General features: G+C 41.3%; 15 protein-coding genes. 9 read left to right on the top strand and 6 right to left on the bottom strand.

What is annotated here, in order from left to right; genetic code table 11:
- Positions 1-16 precede the first annotated feature (16 nt).
- Positions 17-1285 carry a c-type cytochrome gene (locus tag ABJF11_RS11305; protein WP_348119961.1) on the bottom strand — a complete coding sequence of 423 codons (1269 nt, stop codon included), beginning with the start codon at positions 1283-1285 and terminating at the stop codon, positions 17-19.
- A gap of 318 nt (positions 1286-1603) precedes the next feature.
- Between ABJF11_RS11305 and ABJF11_RS11310 the strand changes: the two genes are divergently transcribed.
- Both ABJF11_RS11310 and ABJF11_RS11315 read left to right on the top strand, forming a co-directional pair.
- Positions 1604-1945 carry a PadR family transcriptional regulator gene (locus tag ABJF11_RS11310; RefSeq protein ID WP_348119962.1) on the top strand — a complete coding sequence of 114 codons (342 nt, stop codon included), beginning with the start codon at positions 1604-1606 and terminating at the stop codon, positions 1943-1945.
- Positions 1946-1956: 11 nt separating this feature from the next.
- A complete protein-coding gene (locus tag ABJF11_RS11315) occupies positions 1957-2658 on the top strand; it encodes a M23 family metallopeptidase (RefSeq protein ID WP_348119963.1) in 702 nt (233 codons plus the stop codon).
- A 33-nt stretch (positions 2659-2691) separates the two neighbouring features.
- Here the strand turns inward: ABJF11_RS11315 and ABJF11_RS11320 are convergent, their stop codons facing one another.
- Positions 2692-4026, bottom strand: coding sequence for a hypothetical protein (locus ABJF11_RS11320; protein ID WP_348119964.1), 1335 nt, complete (start codon positions 4024-4026; stop codon positions 2692-2694).
- Between the two features lie 118 nt (positions 4027-4144).
- On the bottom strand, positions 4145-4816 hold the full coding sequence (locus ABJF11_RS11325) for a hypothetical protein (protein ID WP_348119965.1): 672 nt from the start codon (positions 4814-4816) through the stop codon (positions 4145-4147).
- 111 nt (positions 4817-4927) lie between these two features.
- On the opposite strand from ABJF11_RS11325, the gene lysA reads away from it, so the two are divergent.
- The 4 genes from lysA to ABJF11_RS11345 all read left to right on the top strand — a co-directional run bounded on the left by lysA (position 4928) and on the right by ABJF11_RS11345 (position 9534).
- Positions 4928-6103, top strand: a complete 1176-nt coding sequence (gene lysA / locus ABJF11_RS11330; protein ID WP_348119966.1) for a diaminopimelate decarboxylase — start codon at positions 4928-4930, stop codon at positions 6101-6103.
- A gap of 227 nt (positions 6104-6330) precedes the next feature.
- On the top strand, positions 6331-7836 hold the full coding sequence (locus ABJF11_RS11335; RefSeq protein WP_348119967.1) for a HAMP domain-containing sensor histidine kinase: 1506 nt from the start codon (positions 6331-6333) through the stop codon (positions 7834-7836).
- 71 nt (positions 7837-7907) lie between these two features.
- A complete protein-coding gene (locus ABJF11_RS11340) occupies positions 7908-8837 on the top strand; it encodes an ABC transporter ATP-binding protein (protein WP_348119968.1) in 930 nt (309 codons plus the stop codon).
- An 85-nt stretch (positions 8838-8922) separates the two neighbouring features.
- On the top strand, positions 8923-9534 hold the full coding sequence (locus ABJF11_RS11345; RefSeq protein ID WP_348119969.1) for a thioredoxin family protein: 612 nt from the start codon (positions 8923-8925) through the stop codon (positions 9532-9534).
- Positions 9535-9554: 20 nt separating this feature from the next.
- Here the strand turns inward: ABJF11_RS11345 and ABJF11_RS11350 are convergent, their stop codons facing one another.
- The 3 genes from ABJF11_RS11350 to ABJF11_RS11360 are packed head-to-tail and all read right to left on the bottom strand — an operon-like array spanning position 9555 to position 12524.
- The gene (locus tag ABJF11_RS11350; protein ID WP_348119970.1) at positions 9555-10187 is read right to left on the bottom strand and encodes a response regulator transcription factor; all 633 of its coding nucleotides are present in this window, start codon (positions 10185-10187) and stop codon (positions 9555-9557) included.
- Positions 10188-10194: 7 nt separating this feature from the next.
- Positions 10195-12039 (bottom strand): ATP-binding protein, encoded by a 1845-nt coding sequence (locus ABJF11_RS11355; RefSeq protein WP_348119971.1) that lies wholly within the window; start codon positions 12037-12039, stop codon positions 10195-10197.
- A 41-nt stretch (positions 12040-12080) separates the two neighbouring features.
- Positions 12081-12524, bottom strand: coding sequence for a hypothetical protein (locus ABJF11_RS11360; protein WP_348119972.1), 444 nt, complete (start codon positions 12522-12524; stop codon positions 12081-12083).
- A gap of 411 nt (positions 12525-12935) precedes the next feature.
- Here ABJF11_RS11360 and ABJF11_RS11365 point away from each other — a divergent pair, with 411 nt between their 5' ends.
- From ABJF11_RS11365 to ABJF11_RS11375, 3 genes are all read left to right on the top strand, one after another.
- Positions 12936-13451, top strand: coding sequence for an inclusion body family protein (locus tag ABJF11_RS11365; protein WP_348119973.1), 516 nt, complete (start codon positions 12936-12938; stop codon positions 13449-13451).
- Between the two features lie 311 nt (positions 13452-13762).
- Positions 13763-14248 carry a T9SS type A sorting domain-containing protein gene (locus ABJF11_RS11370; protein WP_348119974.1) on the top strand — a complete coding sequence of 162 codons (486 nt, stop codon included), beginning with the start codon at positions 13763-13765 and terminating at the stop codon, positions 14246-14248.
- Between the two features lie 76 nt (positions 14249-14324).
- Positions 14325-15992, top strand: a complete 1668-nt coding sequence (locus tag ABJF11_RS11375; protein WP_348119975.1) for a hypothetical protein — start codon at positions 14325-14327, stop codon at positions 15990-15992.
- Positions 15993-16008: the final 16 nt, after the last annotated feature.

A 16008-nucleotide genomic window follows, 5' to 3' on the forward strand; every position in this document is an offset into this window, starting at 1 on the left:
TAATTTTTTTTATAATTTAATAGTGACATTTAGAGCATTCAAGCCCTCCAATATCTTCTACTTTCATTGGCTCATCGCTATGCGCATTGTGCATCTCTACCAAATTATTATAATAATCATTTCCTTTAGCATTCACATCTGTCTCTCTGTGACAGTTGATACACCATCCCATTGTCAATGGAGCATATTGTGAAACTTTTTCCATTTCTTCTATCGGGCCATGACAGGTCTGGCATTCGATCTTTCCGACTTGCACGTGTTGCGAGTGATTAAAGTATGCCAAGTCAGGCAAGTTGTGAATTCTAACCCACTCTATAGGCTCGTTTTTCTCAATTGCCGCATATATCTTTTTGATCTCCTCAGACTCAGTCTTGATTGAAGAGTGACAATTCATACAAATGTTTGGAGAAGGAATGTTAGCATTTTTGCTCTTTCTTACTCCTGTATGACAATAGTTGCAATCGATCTTATAATCTCCAGCGTGAATTTTGTGTGAGAAAGCTATCGGTTGATCTGGCTGATATCCTTGTTGCACTCCGATGGTGAATATCCCATCTATTGCGGACTTCAAAATAATCGCGGTGACAATAAAAGCAACTAAACCTAGGAAGGCGTTACTCTTCACCAAGGCACCCATATCAAATGTCTGCTCGGCGATCTCCCTATCTTCCTCGGATAGGTCATCCTTTTGAGTAAGGTATTTTTTGAGCATCGTAATGATCATAGCTAGCACAGCTAAAATCAACACTAATACAATCAGCAATACGATCATCACAGTGTTTACAAACTGTGAAGGCTCTTGGACAGCAGCCTCTCCACCGTCGTTGGTGGTCACTTCTTCCGTGGCTACTACAATCTCTTTCCCAGATTCTACTTTAAGGTATCCAACAATCGCTGAGATTTCTTCATTTGAGAAATCATCGAATGCGGTCATTTCAGTTTTGTTGTATTCGTTGTAAAGATTCACGGCATATTCGTCGCCGCTTTTAATAACCTTCTGTGAATTTTTCACAAAGGCCTGTATCCAGGCCAGGTTTCTTCTCTTGTGTACATCTCTCAACGCCGGCCCTATCACCTTGTCGTTTACCGCATGGCAAACCGTACAGTTAGCCTTAAATAATTTTTCTCCAGTTGAAATGGCCGCCTCATCTGTAGGGATGCCATCCGCGTCCTGCGCAACAACCACATTTTGAGTGAACAAAACTGAAAGAATCAAGGAGAGGAGTAGAACGGTTTTTGTGCTTAAAAAAAGCGCTCCGGAGTGTAAACTATATTTTTTTGACATCAGTTTTAGCTTTCCTTTTTTGTAAAGTGGTGCAAATGTAACATCGGGTAGTTGTATTTCAAAAACATAATAATGCCTTCTACGTACCCAAACAAGCACCCCCCTCTGCTAGGTAGTTTATCTGACTGTATATCAATCTTTTACAGCATTAAAAAGTACTAAAATTAGTGCTATTTAGAATTGATATAAATAAAATGTTCAAATCAGCTCAAATTCAACCCTACATTTTTATACATAATATTTTCTGCATCCCGACTACAAATCTTAATAATAAAGTCAAATTATTGTATACATAATATTCTTATGTATATTTGTCTTATGTATTCAAAAGAATTGATTAAAGGCACCTTAAAGACGGTTATTCTCAAATTACTCTCATCGAATGGCAAAATGTATGGCTACGAGATTACTCAAAAAGTCAAGATTCTGACCAACGGTAAAATACAATTGACTGAAGGCGCATTATATCCCACACTACACAAACTGGAGGCTCAAGGTCTGGTGACTACCGAGACTGAGAACATCAATGGTCGTAAACGCAAGTATTATAGCATGACCGACAGCGGCAATGAAGAAGCCGACGCACGTTCAAATGAATTCACTGAGTTTGTACAAACCATGCTTCTATTACTCAATCCACAACTGAAGCAGCCATCTTAAATTGAACAAAAATGAAAACTCTTACAAGGACTCAATATTTATACATTACCAATGATTTAAAGGCCAAAGGTCTTTCTAAAGGATTTCGGATCGAACTTCTCGATCACATTTGTTGCCTGGTAGAACTGGAGCTAAACGAGGGCAAATCTTTTGCGAGCGCCTATAAGCTGGCGCTGGATTCTTTCGGACAAGAGGGATTTGAAGAACTGAAACAGGTTTCACCCTTGGTTAAAAAACAAAGACGGAGTTTAGTCAGTCAGTTTTTAGCATCAGGAATAGCAGCGTGCATTTTTATGATGGTTTTCGTTGCGGGTGCCCAAGATCCTCCTACCATTTCCCCTTTGGATCATTATAAAAGAATAACATCTAATTTCGGTGAAAGATACAATCCGCTCAAGAAAGCGCAGGATTTTCATAATGGGATCGATTTTTCCGCTGAGGTGGGTACCCCTGTTCAATCCACTGCTTCCGGGACTATCAAATCAGTAACCAACAGTTTTGGTGGGTATGGACTTCATCTAGAAATTGAGCACGGTGATGGTTTCATTACTAAGTATGCTCACCTGTCCGAGGTAAAAGTGAAAGAAGGAGAAATGGTTGTACTTGGTCAGATTATTGGTTTATCTGGAAATACTGGCGCCTCCACTGCACCGCATTTGCACTATGAAGTGGTAAAAGATGGGGAACACCTGGATCCTAAGGATTATTTCTGATTACCCATGAAGTCATTCCAGGAAGCAGAAAAGTCAAGGGACATATTCAAAAATACTATTACCGGAGGAGAAGAAATAACCACGATCACTTGTTGAAAAACTGATTTCTGCATCCACTATCGGAGCATCGTTTGCCTGAGTCCATGAATCAGTAGAGGGATTGTAGATCCAAAAACTGTCGTATTTGCCTCCGCCCAAGTATCCCAAATTTCCGATGCTGAATACAGCCATAGTGAGCTCATTTCGCTGATCCAACTCTCCAGGATATGCCGCCTTGATGGTCCATTCGTCTGTGGACGGAGTATAGGCCCAAAACTGGGCTTGATCCTCTTGCTGATTATTGCTATTAACGGCAGAATAGACGTTGTATACGTATATAACATCGTCAATCGCAAAAACGGCTGGCTGCCCAATAACCCCTCCAGTCGCAGCAGTTTTTTCCGTCCAACTCCCCATCAGGTTTCCATTTGCGTCCATCCCATTAGACTCATCGGTAGGGTCAAATTCCCAAAGGTCATTGCTAAACTGAAATGAACCTCCGCCAATGTAACCTTTCCCATTTACAGCAATACTCAACGGGTGATTTCTGCTTTGTCCTGGAAAACTTGATTTTTTGGACCAGCGATCATTGATGGCATCATACTCCCAAAAAGTTGCGGGATTTTCGTTATCCGAAGAAGACAGCATATACCCTTTACTACCGATTGAAAAGCCTCGGGATTCAAATCCAACTCCATCTGGTATGCTTTCCTTCTGCTCCCATGTATTGGCATCTATATCATAGGCCCACCATTCTGTGATTGAAGTCGGACTACCATCTTTGAATCCCATTCCTACATGAAAACTGTTTTCTATGAGGAATCCGGAAGGAAACTGTCTCAATTCTCCTGGATATTGACTTTCTGCATATACATGCCAAGCATCGCTCTCCAAGGTCGTAAATGACACTTGTTCGCTATAAATCATCGATAGATCCTCAAATACAAAATAAGTTCGAGCATAATACTGAGTATTTAGTTCCAATTGAGTAGCAATATCAAAAATCGGAAAAGGGCTGCGGCCAATTCCTGAAACTGGGTTTGATGGCCAGGCTTCGCTTATGGAGTCATGTGGTTCGGGGTTGGGAAAAGTTGACCACACTACTCCAAATCCTTTATTTTTCAACTCTTCGCCTTCGAATACAACAGTGCCTTCGATATGAGCCTGATACAATCCAAGTTGGCTAATCTCGGGAGCTGTAAGGCTCACATCCAGTACATCTTTGAGCGGCTGATCTTCTTCGCTGCATGAAGAAGAAATAAGAGTAGAAAGTAGCAGCAAGCAAATTAAATTACTGCAGGAGAATAGTTGATTTGGTCTTGACGTCATGATTTATTTAGCTGGCTGAAAACTTAAATTTATTGCTCCAAAAAGTCAGTGGCAACAAAATATAAAGAAAATTAGATTTAATGGATTCATAAATACTTGAGGAAGGCCATCAATTATACTAGATTCCTCCGTCGTCCATCTTGATTTTCATTAAAACAGAAAATGCGTCATTGATGTTTTTTTGTTCTACTACGATAGAGAATTCGTTTGAAGTGGAGATGACTTCTATGACCGTGATCCCATACCAGGCTATCATTTTGAAAATGTAATAGTACAGTCCGTAGGCCCGAATATTTGATGCTTTCAACATGACTGTTGCCGAACTGAGTTGGTTATTTCCGGTCAGGTAATTTTCGTCTTTGAAAATTCTTTTCACCCGATCAATAATATTGTCACTGACTATCAAGGTACGTTCGTACATGCCCTGCGTAAACGAGCAATAGGTGTCAGGCAAGCTCTGAACCTCATGCAGCAATTTCGTTTGATTTTCTGTCAGTGTCGGCGAATTGGAATAGGTGAAAGTGGACAGCCCAGAGCGAACAAATACATCTCCGATGTGCTCTCTAAAATTTTTTGGATTTAAGTTGAGTGCATTAGTCCCCATTGTAGACCGCCGTTTAAGGGCCATTAGAATAGAGGCTTCTGTAGCCTCTTTCATTAGCTCCTTTGATACATAGGGCTGAAGTAGTCTGGCGAGTGATGAGTAGTTGATCAAGTTTGCGGTCATCGCCTCCTCGATAAAAGGCATCTTCCTTATGCCCTCTTCTACGATGTCTGATATTTTCTTCATGTCGTTAAATATTTAACAAAGTGCAAATATTATGAATAATTATAACAATTATTTCACAGCACCTGGTATAAAAAATACATTTGAATAAATAATTATTAATTGAAATAAAAAATGTCATTGAAAACGCCTTTTTACTACTATGATCTTGAGTTGTTGAATCAAACACTCGAAAGCATGACAGCTGCTATTCAAAACCCGAATTTCAAGGTACACTATGCGGTAAAGGCTAATGCCGAAGATCGCATCCTTCAGACCATAAAGGAACATGGCCTGGGTGCGGATTGCGTCAGCGGTAATGAGATAAAAAAGGCGTTGGCTCTTGGATTTGAGCCAAAAGAAATTGTCCTGGCTGGAATAGGCAAGTCTGATGAGGAATTGGATTTAGCCATTTCACATAACATTCATAGTATCAATTGTGAATCTATAGAAGAGCTGGAAGTCATCGATGCGATAGCAAAGAAGCATGATACTATAGCTAATATCGCTTTCAGGATCAATCCTAATGTAGATGCGCATACACATCACAAGATCACAACGGGGCTAAATGAAAACAAATTTGGAATCCCGATTTCAGAAATCGATACAGCGGTAGATGAAATTTTAAAACATAAAAACCTTGCGCTGAAAGGTATTCACTTTCACATCGGCTCTCAAATATTAAGCTTAAACCCCTTTGCCAACTTATGCCAGCAAGCCAATCGTGTGACAGAAGGCCTTAAAGCGCGAGGAGTCATTCTTGAGCATATCAATGTCGGAGGTGGGTTGGGCATCAATTATTCTGATCCCGAATCTCAGCTAGTACCCAACTTCGAAGAATACTTTAGGGTATTTGAAAAATTTCTAAATGTAGAGGACGGCCAAACCGTACATTTCGAGCTAGGCCGTTCTATAGTAGGACAAGCGGGGTCCTTGATATCCAAAGTTCTCTATGTCAAAAAAGGGGCCGCTTCCAATTTTGCGATTATTGACGCTGGCATGACCGATCTCATGCGTCCAGCTCTATACAATGCTTTCCATAAAATAGACAACCTTTCGTCCTCTGGTGAGCAGGAAAGCTATCATGTAGTAGGTCCTATCTGCGAGAGCTCGGACACTTTTGGAAAATCTGAGCTACCAAAAACCTCAAGAGGAGACTTTTTGGTGATTAGATCCGCAGGTGCTTATGGGCAAGTACTCAGCTCCAACTACAATCTACGTGATCGAGCTGAGGCGGTCTACTCAGATGTGATGTCCCTGGAAGAATATATAGCTCCAAATAGACCATTAGTCAGTCTTGCGGCCCAATAAAAACATAAATCATGTAATACAGTTAATAATGAAAATTGCGATGGGTGGTTCCCATCGCATTTTTTTATTCCTGTCGGAATCTAATATTCCAACTATTATTTAAACAATTCCATACGCAGAGTCCTCAAAATATAGTACATTTAAAATCCACACTTAAGACCCAAAACATGTCCGATTGATTCGGCTGTATAATTGCAAAGATTTATTAACGCAAAGTTGATTGACAAGTGAGAAAGAACTTATCTAAGCACATTTCGGGAGCTAGCCTATTCCTCATCGTGTTATTGATTGCTATTGGGATCTTTAGTATGATGCGTGTTTATAGCAGTCACAATTCCATCGATGAAGTAGCACGCATAGATGTGCCGCTGATCGAAGCGATGACAAATATCGAAACCCATCAACTAGAACAATCTATAAATTTTGAAAGAGCAGTTCGATTTGCCGAAGAAATAGGCAAATATGAAAATGCTCAGAAGAATTTTGAACTGGCCGATAGTCTATTCAGAAGCCTTGCCCTTCTTGTAGATGATGAGCTGGTACACGCCGAAGAGCAGGTAAAAGTTGGCATCAGCGAGGCACTATCGGACAATCAAAGAATCATCATGAAGGATCTTCTCAACGCACTCAAAAAGATGGAGAAAGAACATCTCAGCTACGAAAGAGATGCTTTGGCGGTGATTGATCTCCTCATAGACGGTCAAATCACAGAGGCCATCATCAGGGTAGATGATGTGGAGGCCGAAGAAGAAAAATTCAATAAAGAGGTAGAAAGGGTTTTGCTTCAAATAGAAAAATATACCGAGCATGCCATCAACTCCATCGAGGTACAAGAGAGAACCACCCTTAGATTGGTCGTATTATTCACTTGTTTTTTTGTGATGGCTTCGATTGTAATCGCTTTCATCTCAGGTAACAAGAATACAATTCCCATTGAAAACCTTACAGAAGGCGTAAAAAAAATAGCTAAGGGCGAAAAATCGGTGCAAGTGACTTCACCACCGTCGGGACTCACCTCGGAGCTCACCACTACTTTCAACGAAATGGTTGTCAAGCTACAGGATGCAAATGAAGAAATCGAAAGGCATATTCATTTCTCGAATAGCACGGCAAGAGATCTGAAATCGCCCACATTAGAACTGATTAGCATTCTTGAGCGCCTGGAAAAGGGTTCTGATGGTTTTGACAAAAGACTTGAGGAAGCAAAGGCTTCTGCGCATCGGGTTTACTCTATTGTGGATGCGCTCAATGAGGTCAACGATTTGAGAGAAAACCTCAAAATCAAGCCTGAATTATTGTACTTCGAGAATGTCTTAAGTGAAGTTGAAAAACAATTGGCTGATAAAATGCAGGATTCGAATGTGATCGTCACTAAATGGTTTGCAAAATGTCCTTCCGTAAGGTATCCTGCTGACCAATTAAAAATCATTTTTCTGCATTTGATTACAAACGCCATTAAATATAGCAGTCCCAATCGCCTGTTGGAAATCGAGATAGAATCCTATATGGACAATGAACATACCGTATTAGAAATCCGTGACAACGGCGTCGGGTTTGATTCCAACGTGAGCGGTGTGGAAATACTCGAACCTTTCAAACAGCTGAACCCAACAGATGACGGCAATGGACTAGGGTTGTACTTGGTGAAAACCATCATTGACCACCACCACGGCCACATTTCGGTAAAAAGCAAACCAGGTAAGGGTACGATCTTCACCATTTATATTAACTAAATAGATAAATTCTAGCGTCGCCCTCCAGAGCAACGGGTAAAACTAAATTTTACACTTCCACCAATTCTCCATTGATAAAAGTATCTCAAGTCTATAAAAGTTATCAAAACTCAATTCCAGCCTTGCGGGATATTTCTTTTGAAATAGAAATGGGAGGCGTTGTTTATCTACTCGGGGAGAGTGGTTCGGGTAAAAGCACTTTGGTGAAAATCATAGCTGGACTAGAGGATGCCGATGAAGGTGAAGTACGGGTCGGCGATGAAGAAATCACCGGCCCAGCTAAACATCTTGTACCAGGATATGAAAACATAGCTTATGTACCTCAAGATTTCAAACTTCAAGAATACTGGACGGTAAGCGATAATATAGGGAAGAAAATATCTCATTATTCTCCTGCCGATAAAGACGGTCGTATTGCCGAATTGCTGGAGCTTTGCCAACTTCAAGATTATGCTGAGCGGATGCCTCGTGAGCTCTCAGGAGGTCAAAAACAAAGGATTGCGATTGCGGCTGCTATTGCCGATGATCCTGATGTGGTGCTGCTGGACGAACCGTTTAGTAACCTGGACCTGCCCATGAAAATAGCGATCAGACAAGAAATCATTGAAATACTCCGGTCTCTCGAGATCACTGTAATATTGGTGAGTCATGATCCGGCCGAAGCACTTGCTGCAGCTGACATGATTATCCTGCTGAGAGATGGGCAGATTGAACAAATGGCATCTCCTGTAACCCTCTATCAGCGACCTCATTCACACTATGCTGCGAAATTTCTAGGACCAGTAAATGAATTGAAATTAGATGGAAAAATTATCCTCAAGCGGCCTGAGGAGATTAAAATTAGTGAAAATGGAAAATTCGATGCCTCAGTGATCTCAGCACCATTCATGGGTATGCACTATCACATATTCCTGAAAACAAAATTCTCTTCCTCTCCCATACTAGCCTACGCTCAGCAGCCATTAAAACTGAATCAAAAGGTTCGGTTTTCTATAGACTAGAGGATTAGTTAATTCTTTAAAATATGAACTTGAACCATTCCTACAATAGATTGGTTATGACACGAAAATTGGAAATTACATCGATATGGATACTTGCAAGGACAGAATCACACCTGAGCTAATAGACAAAAGTCTGAGTTATGAATCGTACAGGACTTTGATAGAAAATCTGCTAAAAGAAAACAAGGCAACAGGGTCTAATCATTCAGAAAGCATGATCAACTACTCGCAGCTCAATCTCCAAAGAATGAAAAAGTGGGATAAGGTCATAAAGCTGTCCGATGACCTGCAAGTGGCTATAGATAAAATAGACAAGGACCAAACCTGGGTGGCTCTGACCGAAGGCTGGTGTGGCGATGCCGCCCAAAACTTGCCTCTGGTAAACAAAATTGCAGAATCGAACGAGCATATAAATCTTCATTTGCTGCTGAGAGATGAAAATCTCGAATTGATGGATTGTCATCTGACTAACGGAGGAAGGGCAATTCCTAAGTTGGTCATTTTGGATACTGAAACTAAAGAGGTCCTCGGTACATGGGGCCCACGCCCTAAACCCATCCAGGAGATGCTTGCAGAAATGAAATCAAAAGATGATTTTTCTTATGAGTATTTTTCATTGCTCAGTCATACCTGGTACGCAAAAGACAGATCTCAGACTGCACAGAGCGAATTTTTGTCCCTACTCCAAGGTCTCTGACCAATAAATACAACACTGAGTTAGATTATTTCCTTTTCGATTGCCAGACGAATTAGTTCTGCAGATGTTTTTACCTGCAGTTTATGCATTATGTTTCTGCGATGAGTTTTAACCGTATGCTCACTGATAAATAAGCTGTTGGCTATTGCTTTACTATTCATACCATCCGCAAGGCAGCGGATTATTTCTTTTTCCCGCTCCGAAAGCTCCGCCAGTCCGGTATTGGTCTTGCTCTTGCCTCTGAAATAGTCAAATACCTGATCGTTTATTTTTGGGTGAAAATAATTTTTCCTCGCGCTGGTATTAACAATCGCCTGTACCAGATCTTCTTTCGATGCATCTTTCAAAATATATCCCTGCGCACCCTTTTCCAGAGCGCCCTTGATCTGCTTCATGGATTGGTGCATCGTGAGCATCAATGCAGGCTTCTCATACCCTTTGGAATTGAGCAGTTCCAGGGTAGCAATGCCATCCAGAATCGGCATATCAATGTCCATCAAAATGAGATCAATCTCAAGAGTATCCAGCAGGTCCGGGACCTGATTGCCATTTTTGGTGTGACTGACTATTTCTATGCCATCATCAGAATTAAACATGGATTTAACACCTTCGGCAAATAGGTCATGATCATCTACAATTAATACTTTTATCATGGCATTTTTAGGTTATCAGGTTGGCTTGAGAGGTAATTGGCAAATCTATATTGACTGTTGTACCACTGGTAGGATGGCTATCAAAGCGAATATCGCCTTGTATTCCAACCACCATTTCTTTGAGGCTGCCCAGGCCCATTCCGTCAGAATCCATTTCGACTTTATCTCGATCAAACCCCTTTCCGTTGTCTTCCACCAAGATATTGACGTATTTTTCTTCCTCAAAGCAAGTAAGAGAAATGGACAATTTAGTAGCCTCAGCATGCTTGAGTACATTACTTACCAGCTCTTGTATGATTCTATAAATAATGATTTCATTATCAGAATCCAATTGATGTTCACCCATCGCGGCAGAAAATTCTACTTCTAATCCCCCAGACTGTTGTAGATGTGCTGTAAGTTCTCTGAGTGCTGGCACTAGTCCAAAATTTTCGGAGATTCCCATATTCAAAGTATGTGAAAGGCTACGAATATCACTACATGCTTGATCGACTAGCATGGCAATGGTTTTATGTTTGTCTTTCTTGGTGGTCTCCAGACCATTGAGATTTACTTTTATGGTTGCCAATAAGCTTCCGAAATGATTGTGTAGCTCTTGTGCCAGTCGTCGTCTTTCACTATCTCGCCCCTTTACCATGGACTGTAGTGCTTTAGTCTCCTGCGCCCCCAGCAAATCTTTAATTCTATCTTTTTGCTTTTTTCTCTCCACGCTAGCCATCAATTGGGTTGTCCGAAATCTTTGTCTGAAATAGAGCAGCAAAACTATCGCTAGAATCAAAAGAGCAATTGCTATGGCGATATAAGTCCACTGTAGAGCCTCTCGTTTTTCGAGGAGATCGATTTCCTTCTCTCGAAGATTGACTTCAAATTCGGTACGCAAATCTGCCATTTTTTTTGTCTGCTCAGTATTTTCTATGCTATCCTTATAATGCAGGTATTGGGTTTGGTACTCCAGCGCTTTTTGAAAATTTTTCTTGCTATTGTAAAGCTCAGATAGCAAAAGGGAAGCATCTCTGATCTGTTCTTTCAACCCCAGATCCTCACCCATCTGAATGGCTTTTTCTGTATGCCAAATGGTCTTCTCAATATCATCTTGCTCTAGATAAATCCTCCCTAGTTGATTGTGATAATCTGCCATTCCATACTGATCACCAAGGGGCTCTAACATGGCTATGGCCGCCAGTAAATCTTCCTCTGCTCTATCCAGGTCACCCAATTTCCAATAAACAAGCGCTCTATTCCCAACCGTATACGCCTTGCCAATCGCGAGCCCGACCTCCTCGAAAATAGGCTCGGCTTCATTGTAGAGCAGCATAGCCGAATCTAGTATACCCAGGTTGTAATAACTGTAGCCTGTATTGAGAAGATTGATAGCCAGGGGTTGTTTTTTTCCATGTTGCCTCAGTACCTCAATGGCCATATTATCGTAGAAAATGGCATTTTTTGAATCATCATTGGCCGAATAGGTTGTCGCTATTTCGCCATAAATTTTTACCTGAAGATCGTAATTATTTATTTCGATAGCGATATTTATACTTTGTAAAAGGTGCTCTAGAGATTTTTTTAAAGCTCCTTTTAATCGATAAGCGACCCCTTTATGTAAAAATGCTTTTGAGACATAATTACTCAAATTTTCCTCAGTGGCGAGAGTCAATAGGGAGTCCGCAAAGATCAATTTTTCTTCAGGTGAGGCTGAGAATATTGCAATTTTATCTAAGGTGGAAATCTTAGATATAACCGACAGGGTGTCGTTCTCCAACAACACCAGTTTTAGACTATCTGCCTTTGACTGATTCTGACCAAAAACATGACTGCGATAATTCATGGCGACAATAAAAATTATTGTCGCCATCAAAAAAATTTTCATACACCTATTTAGTTTACAATTTACCCTTATCCTCCTCCCTGTTCTGTTTGAAGCCTCGGATCTATACAAATGTCTATTTTCTTACCTTCCTGAGTTTCAAGAACTGCGTTTAGGCAAAACACTGCAGTTCCGTTTTTTTGAACATTTCCGATGGGTATTGAAAAACTCAAAACATGAGTATCAGGCTTTACTTGTGAAGGAAGTTCTATACCGGTATCCTCAGTGACCAGAAATCCCGTAAAATATAGTTTAGCATAAGAGAACAATTCTAAGGGTACTATGCTGAAATGAATCTCCTGACCGGTTTGAACATTAATTGTGAAATTTTTCACGGCATTGCCAAGTGCCAGTGATCCTTGATCATAAATGAGGGTATGTGCCCTGACGTCTTCGTTTTTTGGTTTTGGATTGTTTAGCGCGATGATACTGTTCGTATCTATCTGAATAAAAATGTGTCTTGAATTTCCCATTAGGTTTAGTTTTTAATTTTTCTTGTTCATACTGGACGTAAACTTAGGTAGCGCATTAATCTGGTCTCTACCCCAAAAGAGGTATTGTACAATATACCATCGCAATGTCTACTTGAATTTAGGGTGCTCTATCACGCCCCACAAGTACAATTAAAAATATTTGAATAAGGCGTATCAGTTTCTAAAATCAATCCTATCCATTCTCAAAAATTCATAATTGTGCATTAAATAATAGTAACACAAAGAGGTAGGCACTACCCATCATGGGGTATAAATAAAACCAACTCTTATAGTTGAGTGAATCGAGTTCTACCAAACCCAATTTTGACAAGTCCTTTTCAATTAAAAGGTCCGGCGATATCCGAAAAGCCGATGTCAAACAGAGTAGGAACCAACTTCAAAAGTTTAATTATGAATAATATCATCAATGTTCAAGTCACAATCGACACAGAGGCAATCATCAACGATTTCCCTAGCCCAAGTACTGATCCAGCCAACCCCACTGGCATCGGGCATCAATACCAGTATATGGTCGTCACAGATGGGGCTTCGATTTCTGGTCAGGGAGGTGCTGATCTCAACTTCGCGGCACAGGTGGGAGACAATGTAAGGTTTCATGGAACTTCAGCGTCTGACAATTTCGAAAATGCTTTGCTGATCTATGGTATAGACCGTTTTGGCGGAGACCAAGTCTTCAGTCCATTTATGAGTTTTACCTATGTCAAAAATGGCGTGGCTCCTACTGGCGTCAATGTTTTGCCTGCTCACATAGGCTCTCAGCAGTTTTGGTTTTATGAGGGCCGTGTGATTGCTGAAGGCGTAGAAAACTTCAAGGTGGTGTTCGCCCTCTACTCAAGAGATTCCAACGGACTGCCTATCGTACACGGTTATTTCTCGTGGGATCCTACTGTCACAGTAAACGGCTAGTATCACAATTAAAATAATCTACCGGGGTACACTCTGGTGGATTATTCTCTCCCTTCAATGATGCCAATATTGGCTGTCTCACATCCCTAAACAGCCTTTTTCCCCGACCAATACCTCTTTTGGGGTAGTGCCAATTATACCCCTCTTGCCTGACGGAATCACCTACAGATAGACAGAAGTTTGTCATGATTTCAAGCTAAAAAAATTGAATCCATAGCAACAATTGCGAACTGAAATGTAGTAACTGCCCTGACTCGGGCACTTACTACTCTTTCGGTTCTGGATGACCAGTATAAACCAAAAAGTACACTATGAGAAAATTATGCAGACTATCGATTGTGCTCCTATTGCTGCTCAATCTGGCAGAACTAAAGGGGCAACAGGCTGTAACATCAGCTGGAGGATATACTACTCAGTCTAAAGGCACTATCAGCTATAGCATTGGGCAATTGCTGACAGAGTCCTACTCTACCAATAGTGGCTCCGCAAGTTTTGGCGTGCAGCAGGCCTATCAGGTAACAACTATTACCGGACTGGAGGCAAATGATATAAAGCTTGACTTAGAAGTCAATGCGTATCCAAATCCTACGATTGATTATCTAATGTTTGAGATCGTCAATCAATCTGAACCTCTACAGGCAGAAGTATTTGATATCAATGGATCGCTACTAAGAAGTGCTACTATAAGGAGCGGAAATGAAAAAATCCAAATGTCGGGATTGGTAGAGGCTATCTATATCGTGCAGATCAAGAGCAGAAAAAGAATTCACAAAACTTTTAGAATCATCAAGAAATAATTTCATCCGAGCATGAGCCATTCATACTAACTGACAACGCTGAGTGTGCTCGTCAAAAATTTTAAAAAATAGAGACATGAAAAAGATCGTTACCATACTAATACTGATGCTGTTAGTCGCCAGTGGGCTACTCATTCAACAGTTGAAAGCGCAGGCTCCGACCAAGCTGAGCTACCAGGCAATCATAAGAAATGCCGACAATGAAATTTTAGCCGGAGAGGTCGTAGGTATGCAAATAAGCATAATACAAGGTACAGCAGACGGAACCGTACAATATGTAGAAACACATATGCCACTCAGCAATCCAAATGGACTTGTCATAATTACCATCGGATCTGGTACAGTGGTAAGTGGAGATTTTTCGACTATAGACTGGTCGAATGGTGATCACTTTATGAAAACCGAAGTGGATCCGGAAGGAGGTACATCCTATACAATATCCGGCACAAGTCAGCTACTAAGCGTACCCTATGCGCTGTATGCTGCTTCCGCTGGAAACGTGTTTAGCGGAAGCTATGATGACCTTACTGACGTACCAGAGGGGCTTAGTGACGGCGATGACGACACTCAGCTGACCGAAAGCGAAGTAGATGCTTATGTCGCTGACAATGGCTACCTGACTGCCGAGGTTGATGGCTCTACTACCAACGAAATCGAATTGCCGGAGCAAGGCGGAAACTCAGGTAAAGTGCTAACTACCGATGGTAGCAGCCCGGCTTGGAGTACCGTCAGCTACAATGACTTGACCGATGTGCCTGCGAGCGAAAGTTTTGATGGGGATTTTTCCAGTTTGACGAGTATCCCATCAGGACTGAGTGATGGCGATGATGACACACAGCTCAGTGAAAGTCAGGTCGATACGTATGTTGCCAATAATGGATATCTGACTTCTTTCACGGAAGTGGATGGTTCCATTACTAATGAAATAGAACTACCCACACAGACGGGCAATAGTGGGAAGATGCTGACTACGGATGGGTCAAGTCCTGCTTGGTCAGCTGTGAGTTTCGATGATTTAACGGACGTGCCATCTGGGCTCAGTGACGGTGATGACAACACTCAATTGAGCGAGAGCCAGGTCGACACCTATGTGTCTAATAATGGCTATCTGACCTCATTCACAGAAGTGGATGGCTCTATTACAAATGAAATAGAACTACCCACACAGACGGGCAATAGTGGAAAAATGCTGACTACAGATGGATCAAGCCCGTCATGGTCTACTGTGAGTTTCAATGATCTGTCGGATGTACCATCTGGTATCAGTGATGGTGATGACAATACCCAACTGAGCGAAAGTCAGGTGGATACCTATGTCTCCAACAATGGTTATTTGACCTCATTCACGGAAGTGGATGGTTCTGTGACCAATGAACTCGAACTGCCTGCTCAGACAGGAAACTCTGGAAAGTACCTTACTACAGATGGATCATCGGTGTCTTGGGATACTCCATCAGGATCATCCTCATCGGTGAAAACAATCAGCGGCAATACAACGCTGCTGAGTACGGATCATACTGTGATTATCAACGGGGCATTTACGGCTACTTTCCCAGCTTCACCGACTGACGGTCAACTATTAATATTGGTAACAAATAGTAGTAGTGCTGGAATCAACGGAAATGGCAGATCGCTCCTTGTTGCAAACGGATCATTTTCTGCACTCACCTTCGCTGACGTGACTTCTAACATGTACACTTTCGTCTACAGCTCAACAATCAACGCCTGGATGGGCACTTATTAATTCAAACTTAAACAGA

The sequence above is a fragment of the Reichenbachiella sp. genome, from assembly GCF_039941815.1.
Lineage (GTDB): Bacteria > Bacteroidota > Bacteroidia > Cytophagales > Cyclobacteriaceae > Reichenbachiella.

Coding starts and splice junctions, on each gene's coding strand:
- ABJF11_RS11370 (WP_348119974.1), top strand. CDS start 13,763: ATGAGAAAATTATGCAGACTATCGATTGTGCTCCTATTGCTGCTCAAT.
- ABJF11_RS11355 (WP_348119971.1), bottom strand. CDS start 12,039: ATGGCGACAATAATTTTTATTGTCGCCATGAATTATCGCAGTCATGTT.
- ABJF11_RS11310 (WP_348119962.1), top strand. CDS start 1,604: ATGTATTCAAAAGAATTGATTAAAGGCACCTTAAAGACGGTTATTCTC.
- ABJF11_RS11315 (WP_348119963.1), top strand. CDS start 1,957: ATGAAAACTCTTACAAGGACTCAATATTTATACATTACCAATGATTTA.
- ABJF11_RS11325 (WP_348119965.1), bottom strand. CDS start 4,816: ATGAAGAAAATATCAGACATCGTAGAAGAGGGCATAAGGAAGATGCCT.
- ABJF11_RS11375 (WP_348119975.1), top strand. CDS start 14,325: ATGAAAAAGATCGTTACCATACTAATACTGATGCTGTTAGTCGCCAGT.
- lysA (WP_348119966.1), top strand. CDS start 4,928: ATGTCATTGAAAACGCCTTTTTACTACTATGATCTTGAGTTGTTGAAT.
- ABJF11_RS11360 (WP_348119972.1), bottom strand. CDS start 12,524: ATGGGAAATTCAAGACACATTTTTATTCAGATAGATACGAACAGTATC.
- ABJF11_RS11345 (WP_348119969.1), top strand. CDS start 8,923: ATGGATACTTGCAAGGACAGAATCACACCTGAGCTAATAGACAAAAGT.
- ABJF11_RS11365 (WP_348119973.1), top strand. CDS start 12,936: ATGAATAATATCATCAATGTTCAAGTCACAATCGACACAGAGGCAATC.
- ABJF11_RS11320 (WP_348119964.1), bottom strand. CDS start 4,026: ATGACGTCAAGACCAAATCAACTATTCTCCTGCAGTAATTTAATTTGC.
- ABJF11_RS11350 (WP_348119970.1), bottom strand. CDS start 10,187: ATGATAAAAGTATTAATTGTAGATGATCATGACCTATTTGCCGAAGGT.
- ABJF11_RS11305 (WP_348119961.1), bottom strand. CDS start 1,285: ATGTCAAAAAAATATAGTTTACACTCCGGAGCGCTTTTTTTAAGCACA.